Annotated in this window: 12 protein-coding genes and 1 tRNA gene; 7 read left to right on the top strand and 6 right to left on the bottom strand. The window is 66.0% G+C overall.

The features are described 5' to 3' along the window. Positions 1 to 415: 415 nt before the first annotated feature. The 4 genes from CLV40_RS21790 to CLV40_RS21775 all read left to right on the top strand — a co-directional run bounded on the left by CLV40_RS21790 (position 416) and on the right by CLV40_RS21775 (position 3,842). Complete coding sequence (locus CLV40_RS21790) at positions 416 to 1,309, top strand: bifunctional DNA primase/polymerase (RefSeq protein WP_104480816.1); 894 nt, start codon at positions 416 to 418, stop codon at positions 1,307 to 1,309. Continuing rightward, a complete protein-coding gene (locus CLV40_RS21785; protein WP_245931456.1) occupies positions 1,306 to 2,337 on the top strand; it encodes an AAA family ATPase in 1,032 nt (343 codons plus the stop codon). Before CLV40_RS21790 ends, CLV40_RS21785 begins: the two co-directional genes overlap by 4 nt. Positions 2,338 to 2,449: 112 nt before the next feature. Further along, complete coding sequence (locus CLV40_RS21780; protein ID WP_245931455.1) at positions 2,450 to 2,680, top strand: helix-turn-helix domain-containing protein; 231 nt, start codon at positions 2,450 to 2,452, stop codon at positions 2,678 to 2,680. Beyond that, complete coding sequence (locus CLV40_RS21775) at positions 2,664 to 3,842, top strand: site-specific integrase (RefSeq protein WP_104480814.1); 1,179 nt, start codon at positions 2,664 to 2,666, stop codon at positions 3,840 to 3,842. Before CLV40_RS21780 ends, CLV40_RS21775 begins: the two co-directional genes overlap by 17 nt. 153 nt (positions 3,843 to 3,995) lie before the next feature. Here CLV40_RS21775 and CLV40_RS38185 read toward each other — a convergent pair whose 3' ends face one another. After that, entirely contained in the window at positions 3,996 to 4,157 is a 162-nt protein-coding gene (locus CLV40_RS38185) for a hypothetical protein (RefSeq protein ID WP_181043646.1), read from the bottom strand. Between the two features lie 6 nt (positions 4,158 to 4,163). Beyond that, positions 4,164 to 4,622 (bottom strand): hypothetical protein, encoded by a 459-nt coding sequence (locus CLV40_RS37370; RefSeq protein ID WP_146108167.1) that lies wholly within the window; start codon positions 4,620 to 4,622, stop codon positions 4,164 to 4,166. A 223-nt stretch (positions 4,623 to 4,845) separates the two neighbouring features. Here CLV40_RS37370 and CLV40_RS37365 point away from each other — a divergent pair, with 223 nt between their 5' ends. Then, positions 4,846 to 5,466, top strand: a complete 621-nt coding sequence (locus CLV40_RS37365; RefSeq protein WP_146108166.1) for a hypothetical protein — start codon at positions 4,846 to 4,848, stop codon at positions 5,464 to 5,466. Between the two features lie 975 nt (positions 5,467 to 6,441). On the opposite strand, the gene CLV40_RS21770 is transcribed toward CLV40_RS37365, so the two are convergent. Both CLV40_RS21770 and CLV40_RS21765 read right to left on the bottom strand, forming a co-directional pair. After that, a tRNA-Pro gene (locus CLV40_RS21770) sits at positions 6,442 to 6,515 on the bottom strand. Positions 6,516 to 6,532: 17 nt separating this feature from the next. Beyond that, complete coding sequence (locus CLV40_RS21765) at positions 6,533 to 7,510, bottom strand: metallophosphoesterase (RefSeq protein ID WP_245931453.1); 978 nt, start codon at positions 7,508 to 7,510, stop codon at positions 6,533 to 6,535. A 115-nt stretch (positions 7,511 to 7,625) separates the two neighbouring features. Here CLV40_RS21765 and CLV40_RS21760 point away from each other — a divergent pair, with 115 nt between their 5' ends. Further along, complete coding sequence (locus CLV40_RS21760; protein ID WP_104480813.1) at positions 7,626 to 8,096, top strand: GatB/YqeY domain-containing protein; 471 nt, start codon at positions 7,626 to 7,628, stop codon at positions 8,094 to 8,096. Here CLV40_RS21760 and CLV40_RS21755 read toward each other — a convergent pair. Both CLV40_RS21755 and CLV40_RS21750 read right to left on the bottom strand, forming a co-directional pair. Beyond that, positions 8,074 to 8,529: a hypothetical protein gene (locus tag CLV40_RS21755; protein ID WP_146108165.1), complete on the bottom strand. Its 456-nt coding sequence runs from the start codon at positions 8,527 to 8,529 to the stop codon at positions 8,074 to 8,076. The two genes, CLV40_RS21760 and CLV40_RS21755, sit on opposite strands and share 23 nt — an antisense overlap. Before the next feature lie 80 nt (positions 8,530 to 8,609). Next, on the bottom strand, positions 8,610 to 11,120 hold the full coding sequence (locus tag CLV40_RS21750) for a penicillin-binding protein (protein WP_181043645.1): 2,511 nt from the start codon (positions 11,118 to 11,120) through the stop codon (positions 8,610 to 8,612). 261 nt (positions 11,121 to 11,381) lie between these two features. Between CLV40_RS21750 and CLV40_RS21745 the strand changes: the two genes are divergently transcribed. After that, entirely contained in the window at positions 11,382 to 11,696 is a 315-nt protein-coding gene (locus tag CLV40_RS21745) for a WhiB family transcriptional regulator (protein WP_104480810.1), read from the top strand. Positions 11,697 to 11,829 lie beyond the last annotated feature (133 nt).

Genomic DNA, 11,829 nt, shown 5'->3' with positions numbered 1-11,829 from the left:
CGGCTCTAGGTCTAGATCCCGACCCCTCTAGACCTAGAGCCCCCTCTAGACGACTGCAACACCCCTGATCAGCGTCCTAGCGCCTAGAGGCGCAGGTCTCGCGCACCCAAAATCAGCCAGGAGACCTCCTGTGAGCACCCTCGCCGCACTCCTGATCAATCCGTTGACCCTGGCCTCGCTGTTCACGCTTGGTTACGCCGCAACGTGCGCGATCTGGCCCTTCAAACGCTGCCGCCGCTGCAAGGGCGCCGGTCGCCACCGCGCCCCGCTCATCCGCGCGTTCCGCCCCTGCCGCTTGTGCAGCGGCAGCGGATACCGGCTCCGCGTGGGCCGCCGAGTCCACAACGCCTGGACGCGTGTCCGCCGTGATCGCCGCCGGTAGTCACCCCCGATCATCCACACAGGAGCGCACGACATGAACGCCATGCACACCGCCGCTCTGGCTCTGGCTGGCCGCGGTTGGCCCGTCTTCCCCATGACCCCCGGCGGCAAGCGCCCCGCGGTTCGCGACTGGGAGCGCCGCGCCACCACCGACCCCGAGCGCATCGCCCGGTGCTGGTCGACGGGCGCCTACAACGTCGGCATCGCCACCGGCCCCGCCCACCTGGTCGTCGTCGACCTGGACACCGCCAAGCCAGGGGAGACCGCCCCGGAAGCCTGGAACCTGCCCGGGGTCCACTGCGGGCTCGACGTCTTGGCCGTCCTTGCCGAACAGGCAAGCGCCCCGCTCCCGCTGGACACGTTCACCGTCTCGACCCCGTCCGGTGGCCTGCACCTGTACTTCGCTGCACCGACCGGCGAGACTTTCCGCAACACCGCTGGCGACCGTGGTCAGGGACTCGGCTGGCACATCGACACCCGGGCCGGTGGCGGCTGCGTAGCTGGCCCGGGGTCCGAGGTGGACGGACGCCCTTACGTCGTCGAGCATGACGCGCCGGTCATCCCATTGCCCGGCTGGCTGGTCGACCGGCTACGCCCCAAGCCGCTGCCCACCGCCCCGGCTGCACCCATCACGCTGCACGGCCGCGACCGCCGCTCCCGCTACCTGGACGCCGCTATCGCGGCGGAAGTGGCCCGCGTCGAGAGTGCATCCGGCGGTGAGCGCAACCAGACGCTCTACATCGCCGCGTGCGCGCTGGGCCAGCTCGTGGCCGGTGGTGGTCTCACGGAGGAGGACGTGCGCGCGACGTTGTTGCAGGCCGCGTCCGGGCACCTGGCCGTTCACGCCTACAGCGCACACACGGCCAACAGCACGATCACCTCCGGACTGCGTGCCGGTGCCCGTCGCCCCCGGCAGGTGGCCGCGTGAACGCCGTCGTGCGACCACTACGTCCCGAGGAAGACGGGCTGATGTTGCGCACCGCCTGGACCGCCGATCAGCTCTTGGCGGCTGACTTCCCAGAGCCCAAGTGGGCTGTTCCGGGAGTCATCTGCGAGGGAGTCAACCTGATCGCGGGGCCGCCGAAGGTGGGCAAGTCGTGGCTGTCGCTGGGGTTGGGACTCTCGATCGCGGGTGGACAGCCCGCGTTCGGCTCCATCGTCAGCGAGTCCGGGCCGGTGCTGTACCTCGCGCTGGAGGACACCGCCCGGCGGTTGCAGTCGCGGATGCGGAAGATGCTCGCTGGCCTTCCCGGGCCGCAGATGCTCACCCTCGCCACCGAGTGCCCGCCACTGGCGGACGGGGGAGACCGCGCCATCTGCGGGTGGCTCGACCGGAACCCGGACGCCCGCCTGGTCGTCATCGACGTGTTGGCCAAGGTGCGTGGTGGGGAGAACACCACGGGCAGCCAGTACGCGGCGGACTATGCCGCCATCGGCCGGATCAAGTACATCGCCGACAAGTACGCCGTCGCCGTCCTGGTGGTCACCCACGTGCGCAAAGCGGCCTCCGAGGACTTCCTACAGACCGTCTCCGGCACCAACGGCATCGCCGGAGCCGCGGACGCGGTGCTCGTGCTCCAACGGGGCCGGAACGCCGCAGACGGCCAGTTGCACGTCACCGGCCGCGACGTCGAGGAAGCCGAGTACGCCCTGTCCTTCGATGCCGAACACGGGGCTTGGAACATGCTCGACGGCCCCGCAGTGGACCACATGGTCAGCGACACCCGGGCCGCCATCCTCCGGTTCCTGCGGAACAACCCTGGCAGCACCCCGAAGGTCATCGCCGCAGGTGCTGGCATCACCAACGACAACGCTAAGCGCACCTGCGGGCGGATGGTCGAGGACAACCAGCTCACCAAAGACAGCACGGGCCGGTACTTCGTCCCGCTGGCCGGTGACGCCCTCACTGCCCCCGCTGTGTCACCCCTGTCACCCGTGTCACTGCCACTCCCCTGATCAGCAGAAACCCCGGGTGACACCTGCGAAATCGCGCAGTCACCCCCTGCCCTGGAAGGGATCGCCATGCGACGTCAGCCCACCGGCCACCACCATCTCAAGGGGCTTGACCGTGACCGCGGAGTTCACTCCCACTGTCGTTCCACTTAGGCACCTCTACACCGTCGCCGACGCGATGCGGCTGCTCTCCATCGGCAGAACCGCCCTGTACGAACAGATCCGCTCCGGACGTCTCCGGACGGTTACCCAAGGCAAGTCGCGCCGCATTCCTGCCGCCGCGCTCAACGACTACGTCCAATTGCTCATCAAGGAAGCTGAGGAGTGCCATGACCAAGCGGCGTAGCCGCGGCGACGGTGGCCTTCACTGGGATGAACGGCGTCAGCGGTGGATTGCCTCCCTGACCATCGGGTACACGCCCGCCGGGAAACGCCTGGTCAAGACCGCCAGTGGCAAGACCAAGACGGAAGCCAAGAACAAGCTCAAGGAAATCATCCGGGATTTCGACGACGGTCTCGCCATCGCGCAGCACGGGTACACGGTTGGCCAAGCGGTCAACGACTGGCTGACCTACGGCCTGCCCGGCAGGGGAGAGGCCACCCACGAAAAGCTGCGCATCCTGGCAGATCTGCACGTCACGCCACTGATCGGCGCGCGAAAGCTCCGCGAACTTAGCGCCGACGAGGTGGACGTGTGGCTGGCCGGGCTGGCCACGAAGCTGAGCACTCGGACACTCCGGGACATCCGGTCCATCCTTCTCCGAGCGATCAACCGCGCTCAGGCCCGCGACAAGGTGAAGCGCAACGTCGTGATGCTGTGCGAGTGTCCGACTGGGAAGACAGGTCGACCGTCGAAGTCGCTGAACTACGCGCAGGCTGAGGCGCTGCTACTGACGGCGGAAAGCGACAACTCGACGATCGGGGCCTACGTCGTCGTGTCCCTGCTGAGCGGTTGCCGGACGGAGGAAGTGCGTCCGCTGCCGTGGAAGAACCTGGTTCGCGTCAGCAAGGAAGAGCTTGCCAACCGGGCCGCCAGCGAAGCCGACAAGCCGAAAGCCCACGTCAATGTGTGGCGGTCGGTGCGGGCAGGCGGTGACACCAAGACCAGGAAGTCCCGACGCTCGCTAGGGATCGGTGACCGGTGCTTGGCGGCCTTCGAGGCACAGGAAGTGCGGCTGCAACAGGTCCGGGAGGATGCCGGTGACCTCTGGCAGGAGAACGGCCTGGTGTTCGCTTCCGAGACCGGGACCATGCTCGACGCCGCTAACGTGCGGCGCGGGTTCCGCAGGCTCGCCAAGGCGGCTGGCCTCAACCCGAACGAGTGGACGCCCCGGGAGCTACGCCACAGCTTCGTGTCGCTGCTGTCGGATGGTGGGTTGACCCTTGAGCAGATTTCACGCTTGGTGGGGCACAGCAGCACTGCGGTAACGGAGACCGTCTACCGGCATCAGCTCAACCCGGTGGTGGAGGACGGCGCAACAGCGATGGATCGAATCTTTCCGAGCTGATTAAGTTAGCTTTGTGCGGCCATGTTCAGGTCCTGCCGCTTACCGGGCAGGGCCTGAACATGGCTCGACTTAAGCAACGGAGTCGCCGATCTCATATTGCGCATGCACATGGGCGAGCGTCAATCGACCACATGTGACCTGGTCGCGAAGTCTTTAGGGCCTGTTCTGGGGATTCTTCTCTCGCTGATCGATAAACCGTCGATCTGACCACTTGGCGAGATATTTCTGGACCTTCTCGTCAATGTTGGCATCGGGGCTTTCTTTGGAACCTTTTTGCGGTTCGCTATCAGATTCTTTGCCGGCGTCTGTGCTCATCTAACCTTACCTTCCGAGAGCGATTGCTGAAGTTGACGTAATCAGGCCAGTGGTCAGGGCTGCAATGCTTATTCTCCAATAGATGGCTTTGTGTCGATAGCGTAGAGAATTGTGCTGATATATCTCAATCCGAATAGCAATCAAGCGATGTAAAACATCCTCTTTCGAGGCGTCGAGTAGCTCGATCAACGCAGCGGGTCGTAGATCTCTATACCGTCTGATAGATATGACCATCACGGCAGAGACGAATGCCAACCCGTACATGCCGAAGGCAATGCTTGCGAAAAGAATGCTTGAATTTTTTGTGGCAAGGTATTGTGCAGCTGCAGCCGAGACGCCTATCAAGACGGTAGCCTTGTTATCGACTTGCGTCCCATCGAGGTCCTGTCTTTCGATACGGCTCGATATTTCGTCATGGACGAGCTTCTGCACCTCGTGCTGATCGGGGTCATTCTCGTCTGGCACGAAACTACTTTAGACCTCCTTGCATCTTCGGGCCAGCGCCATTTTTCGTAGCTTAGAAGGTGGAATGGGGCTTGTGGCGGATAGTGTGCCATCGAGTGGGAACTTCCCACGCACTCAACCCTAATTCTAACTTAGGAGTCTGTGTGATCCTTGTCGCGATGGGTCAACACATGGTAGAACTGCCTGGCATCGCCCACGTAACAGCCAAGAAGTGGTTGAGCCAATGAATCACAAGGAAGAAACTGTTTTCGAGAGAGTGTTTACTGCGGTCATTGGAGACGCTGAAAAGGTCAAAGAAAGTGCAGAAAGCCACGTCTCGCAGATCCGGTGGAGGTGGGCGCAGGGATTGCAAGCTGTTTCAGTATCTATGGCGAGCAGTGCCGTTCCTGGCGTTTCACTTGCGCTGACTTTGCCTTCGCTTGTGTTTACATATCGAAAAATGGCCCACACTGCCTGGGGAATTGGATATCACCTGGGGGTTAAATTGGACCCGCTGGACGATATCCTCAGAATCACTGAGCTTTGGGCCACCAAGTCTGGCAGAGATCTGTCAGCCGCAGGAGCGCCTCTTGTTCGTGCGGGGCTGGGCGTAGGGTTGACGCTATCGTCAGAATTGCTCGTCAAACTACTTACTACGAAGCTGGAAGCGCCCCTTCTTGAGACAGTCAAACACAATTTAAAGGGCCTCTCCACCTTGTTCGTTAGTAAAGTCAATGAAGAGGCGAGCAAGCAAGGAATTTCGCGTGCAATACCATTTGTCGCCCCGGTTGTGAGTGGAGCACTAACTGCGCGAATGATGTACAACTTCGGGCAATGTGCCACTATATACTACGAGTCAAGATAGTCTACCCGTCGATGCGGCAGAAGACTCTGCATCGTCTACGCTGCTCAACCTCGTAGAAGCGCTTCGCTGTTGATCGGTGGGCTACCCAACACAGCGCCCACGGAGACCGCTGTCCAGACATCACCCCCGACTGGTACAGCTACTTGTCGTGCCCTCACGGTTCCTGGCAAAAGACGAGGTACTCCATGTCGCTGGCATCCGGCAGCGCATTATCGATGCCTGGCGAATCTGGCAGAGTTCGCCAGCTCGATACAGCAAACTGGCGGAGATTGCGGCTGGTCGGACGATGCTGGTTTCAGAGTTCTCTGGAAAACCCTGGCGCAAGGTGTTGCGTCCTGGAATTCGGCCCATGTCCTTCTCGCCGATGGACAGATGGAGGGTGTCGAAGCAGTAGTTGCTCACGTGCCGGAGGTTTTCGGGATAGCTCCGCCAGTGAAACCCGTGATGGCCTCGCGATGCAGGGGCGCTCTGCTGTCCGTAGCCCCTGTGGCAGGTGCGGGCAGGTGACCTCATGGGCGGGTGAAACAAGCGCTGTAGCAGCCCGGGTGGCGGCAGTGGCGGGGGGAGTGCAACGCGGCGTGGGACGGCGTTCGGGGTCGACCGACGTCGCGATTCATGCCGTTAGTTTGGAGGTGGAAGTCGGCAAGGCTGGCGAGGTCCTACGGCTGGCTGAGCGCATCGACTGGTGGGAACGCGGCACGTGCAGTGCTACACCGGCCTGCGCATCCTCGCCGAGGAGTTCGGCGGGGGCCGCGTCTGGAAACACGACCGCGGGGGCCTCGGCACATCGAGCAGGTGTCCTGACCCTGCCGGAGCCGGGCCACCGCCTGGCGCCCACCCTAGTGCGCTCGCCGAGCGGTCTGTGGATCCCGTGAGCCACCCGCTCGACAAGCAGGGGAGCGTAGACAAGCAGTTAGTCAAGCAGAAACGAGATCAGGCCCTGTCCGCACCTAAGTGGACAGGGCCTGACCTGCGTCGGGGTGACAGGATTTGAACCTGCGACCTCTTCGTCCCGAACGAAGCGCGCTACCAAGCTGCGCCACACCCCGGTGGGAACGAGAGAAGCTTACCTGACGCGTGCACCGGCTCCGAACCGGGCTCCCCTTGAGCCGTCCAGGGCCGGGTCTGTGCTGGTCGTGCGGGGTACGAGGGTCAGCAGGCTGGCCTCGGGCGGGCACGCGAAGCGGACCGGGGCGTACGGCGAGGTGCCCAGTCCCGCGGACACGTGCAGCCACGTCTCCGATCCCCACCGTGACGAGCCGCGGGCTCGGCTGCGGTCCAGGTCGCAGTTGGTGACGATCGCGCCGTAGCCCGGGATGCGGAGTTGGCCGCCGTGGGTGTGGCCCGCCATGACCAGGTCGTAGCCGTCCTCGGCGAACCGGTCCAGGACTCGGGGTTCGGGGGAGTGGGTGACGCCCAGTCTCAGGGTGGCTTGGCGGTCGGGTTTGCCCGCGATCTCGTCGTAGCGGTCGCGGCGGAGGTGGGGGTCGTCCACTCCGGCCGCGGCGATGGTGCGGCCGTCGACGGTGAAGAGCTTGCGGGTGTGGGTGAGGTCGATCCAGCCCCGCTCCAGCATCGCCGCGCGCAGGTCCTTCCAGGGCAGCGGGATGCCGTGGATCCGCTTGTTCGACGGGAACAGGTAGCGCGCGGGGTTCTTCGGTTTGGGCGCGTAGTAGTCGTTGCTGCCGAAGACGAAGACACCGGGGCGGTTGAGCAGGGGGCCCAGAGCGCGCACCACGGCGGGGACGGCCTGGCGGTGGGCCAGGTTGTCGCCGGTGTTGACGACCAGGTCGGGGTTCAGCTCGTCGAGCGCGGCCACCCACCGCTGCTTCGACTTCTGGCCGGGCAGCATGTGCAGGTCCGAGATGTGCAGCACGCGCAGGGGGCGGGCGCCTTCGGCGAGCACCGGCAGCGTGGCTTGGCGCAGCGTCCACCTCGTCCGCTCGTAGCCCGCCGCGTAGGCGAGGGTCGCCGCGCCCAGCGCGGCGGTGCCGATGGCGGCCCGGAGGGCTTTGCGGCCGAGGGTGCTCACTGCGTCACTCACACTCCCGAGGGTACGGGTTGGCCCGCCCCGGCCCGCAACCGTCGGACGGGTTACCCCGTCCACCCGCCTGACCTTGGCGGATATCCGGTTGGCGGCCCCAGTAGCCTCTTCAGACATGGCCGACCTCAAGAACCGCCTCCAGGCGGACCTGACCTCCGCGATGAAGAACCGGGAGAAGACCCGCACCGCGACGCTGCGCATGGCGCTGACCGCCGTCGCCAACGAGGAGGTCGCGGGTGACTCGGCCCGGCAGCTCACCGACGACGAGGTGCTCAAGCTGCTGGCCCGCGAGGTGAAGAAGCGCAAGGAGGCCGCCGAGGCGTTCGCGGGCGCCGGTCGGGCCGAGCAGTCCCAGTTGGAGCTCGACGAGGCCGCGGTCCTCAACGAGTACCTGCCCCAGCAGCTCGCCGACGACGAACTGACCGCCCTGGTCGACGCCGCCGTCGCCGAGGTCACCGAGCAGCTCGGCGAGGCCCCGGGTCCGCGCCAGATGGGCCAGGTCATGAAGGCCGCCAACGCCAAGGTCGCGGGCCGCGCCGAGGGTGGCCGGGTCGCCGCCGTCGTCAAGAAGAGGTTGACGTCGTAGATATCGGCACGGCCGCGCAGTCCGGGCTCTCGGCGGACGACACCGCCCACCGGCCGTTGTCGACGGTAAGGGTGAAGTCGGCGCACACCATCACCTGGGTGACGAAGATGAACGCGGGCCCGCTCCCCTGGTAGGTCGCGGTCGCGGTGACCTTCGCCGCGTCCCGGGTGATCCCGCGGAGCTGCCCGTCTGCCTCGACCGCCGCCGCGATCGCGGTGTCGTCTGCGGTGACCGGCAAGGCGCGCAGCCTTTCCTCCGTTGCCCGGATCCCCTCCCAGGCGTCGTCCTCGGCTACTTCGGTCGGGTGTCCCGGCGAGATGGACCTGAAGAAGAAGTAGAGCGGCAGTACGACGAACAGGAACAGCAGCATGAGGCAGCCCGGCACCGGACTGCCGCCCCAACTCCTCGATAACCGCTCGTGTGTCGTGGTCACCACGTCATCCGAGCAGAGCGCGAACCGACAGCGCCCGGGTTCCGTGGGATCGGAACCCGGGCGCTACCTGATCGTTGGGGTCAGCCGCCCGCTGCGGGCGGGACGATCGTGATCGGTGGTCTGCCGGGCCTGCCGGGGATGCTGGGTTGGCCGCCGCCGTTGCCCGGGCCGCCGGGGAAGCCCGGATCGGGGAAGCCCGGGTCGCCCGTCGGCGGGACGTCGCTCGTCTTGGGCGGCGGGACGTACCCCGTGCTCACGAAGATCGTGATCGTCTCGCCCTGGATGGCCCCGCCGCGCGGGGACTGGGCGACCACGGTGCCCTTCTTGCGGGCGTCGTTGCGGCTCTGGGCCACGACCTTGTAGCCGGCGCCCTGGAGGATGTCCGTGGCCTCCTGCTGGCTCTTGTTGGTCACGTCCGGCACCTTGGACCCGTCGCCGCCGTCGAGGTAGCGGGGATCGGTCGGGGGCAGGGGGGCCACCGGCATGCCCTCCATGTACTTCGACATCATCGCGAACCAGGTCCGGGCCGGGACCTTGCCGCCGAAGATGTTGCCGCCGGTGCCGCAGAGGCGCGGTGGGTCGGTGTCGCAGAGGCCCTGCGGTTTGGGGCTGTCGTTGAAGGTCAGCACGGCCGCCGCGTACTGCGGGGTGGCGCCGACGAAGCCCGCCGACTTGAACTCCTGCGTGGTGCCGGTCTTGCCCGCCATCGGGCGGTTCCAGCCGACCGACTGGGCGGCGGCGCGCGAGGTGCCGTTCGCCATGGTGTCGTCCTTCGACATCCCGGTGGCCAGCGTGTTCGCCAGCGGCTCGGCGACGGCCTGCTCGCAGGGGGCCTCGTTGACGTCGATCTTCTTGCCCTCGCGGTCGAGCACCTCGACGATCGGCGTCGGCGGGCACCACACGCCGCCGCTCATGATCGTGGCGCCCACGTTCGCCAGCTCCAGCGTGCTCACCGGGCCCGGGCCCAGGGTGAAGGACGCGCGACCCGCGGGGTTGCCCTGGGTCGGCTTGAAGAAGTCGCTCTGCGGCATCCGGTTGCGGTCGTCGGCCGAGTTGGGGTCGGGGGTGACGCCGTAGCTGTTGGCCGCCATGGTCTCGCGCAGGCCGAGCCTGCTGGCCATGTCCACGACCGCGCCCATGCCGACGCGCTCTTCCAGGATCACGAACCCGGTGTTCGGGGACGTGCCCAGCGCGTCCTGCACGGTCATGTTCGGCGGGTAGCCCTTGCCCGCGTTGTTCAGGCAGTACTTGCGGTTGTCGCCGTCGTTCGGCTTGTCCGTGCGCTTGCAGCTCTTCCCGCCGCCGGTGAAGACCTGGGACTCGTAGGAGGTGGGCGTGTCGATGACGTTCATGATGCCGCCGCCCTTCTCCAGGTAGGCGGCGGTGGTGAAGATCTTGAAGATGGAGCCCGCGCCGAACTTGTTGGCCACCCGGCTCGGCAGGCCGTAGGTGGTCTGGCCCTGGGCGGGGTCCAGGCCGTAGTCGCGGTTGGCGACCAGGGCCAGCACCTGGTGGCGCTCCTTGCCCGGCTGGACGACCGCCATGGTGTTGGCGATGCCCGGCTGGGTCTTGGGGACCTCGGCCTCGGCCGCCTGCTTGGCCAGCTGCGTGGCGCGCGCGTCCAGGCTGGTCTTGATCGTGTAGCCGCCGGTCTTGAGCTGGTCCTCGGTGAAGCCGACCTTCTCCAGGTACTCGAAGACGTACTGGCAGTAGAAGCCGTACTCCGGGCCCGCGCCGACGCAGTTCGCGGCGGGCTTGTCCACCTTCGGGAGGACGCCCAGGGGCTCCTTCTTGGCCTCCGCGGCGGCCGACGGGGAAAGCTTCTGGTTCTCGACCATCTTGTCGATCACGAAATTGCGCCGGGCCAACGTCTCCGACGGTTTGCGCCACGGGTTGTACAGCACCGGGTTGTTCACCGCGCCCGCCAGCAGCGCGGACTGCGAGACGGTCAGCTTGTCCGGTGTGGTGCCGAAGTACGCGTGCGCCGCCGCCCCGATGCCGTAGACCTCGTAGGCGAACTCGATCACGTTGAGGTAACCGGTGAGGATCTCCTCCTTGCTCATCTTCTGCTCGAGCTGGATGGCGATCCGCGCCTCGCGCAGCTTGCGCGCGATGGTCTGCTCCTGGGCCTTGCTCTGCTCGACCTTGTTGTCCCGGTTGACCACGTTGATCAAGTAGTTCTTCACGTACTGCTGCGTGAGCGTGGACGCGCCCTGGGTCTCGCCGCCGGTCTGGTTGGAGACCGCGGCGCGGATGGTGCCCTTCCAGTCGACGCCGTGGTGCTCGTAGAAGCGGCGGTCCTCCACGGAGACCAGCGCGGCCTTCATCGTGGGGGAGATCTGGTCGGCGGTCGCCGGGAGCCGGTACTGGTCGTAGAGCGAGGCGATCGGGTTGCCCGCGCTGTCGGTGATCGTGGTGATCAGCGGCTGCGGCGTGGACACCAGGTCGGCCGACACGCTGTCGATCGTGTCGCTCGCCCGGTTCGACGCGACCCCCAGCGCGCCGACGACCGGGAACAGCATCCCCGCCAGCAGCACGCCCGCGAGCAGGCAAAGTCCGAGCAGTTTCAGCAGGCTGTCTCCCACACGCACGGGGCCAGCCTACGCGTGACCCGGTTGGAGCACCGGTGAAGCCGTCACGCGAAGTGCCTTTTCGACGACACCACCTGGCGTATTGACTTTTCGTAACGGGAACCTCCACCTGCGTTCTCGATGGAACCGGGACCCACTAGAGTTCGTCAACGTCTCACGACAGCGCCGAACGGCTACTCGCGGTCCCGCGGTGGAGCTGCAAGGCACCGGTACCGGGGGGTACCGGGTTACAGGGTCGCGACGACGACAGGGGTGGGGGATATGCATCTCGACGCTCAGCCACAGGTCGACTGGCGTGTCCGTGCGACGTGCCGAGACGAGGACCCGGACGGGCTCTTCGTCCGGGGCGCCGAGCAGCGCAAGGCCAAGATGGTCTGCATCGCGTGCCCGGTGCGCACGGAATGCCTGGCGGAAGCGCTCGACAACCGAATCGAATTCGGCGTGTGGGGCGGCATGACCGAACGGGAGCGCAGGGCGTTGCTGCGCCGCAGGCCGGACGTGGCCTCGTGGCGCGAACTGCTCGACGACGCCCGCCGCAGGCACACCTACGACGACATCGACGCCCGCGTCGGATGATCCCGACGTCCGCGCCCGGTGGTCCGGCCGCGTCAGGGTGATCCCGGTCCTGGGTTGATCGGCACTCGAGAGCGGGCGGTAGTCCGCTGACGCGTTGATCACCCGAGGGTGATCTCCGTCACTTGCTCGGGTC

This window comes from Actinokineospora auranticolor (assembly GCF_002934265.1).
Classification (GTDB): Bacteria; Actinomycetota; Actinomycetes; order Mycobacteriales; family Pseudonocardiaceae; genus Actinokineospora; species Actinokineospora auranticolor.
This window is presented reverse-complemented; position numbering and strand designations above follow the sequence as displayed.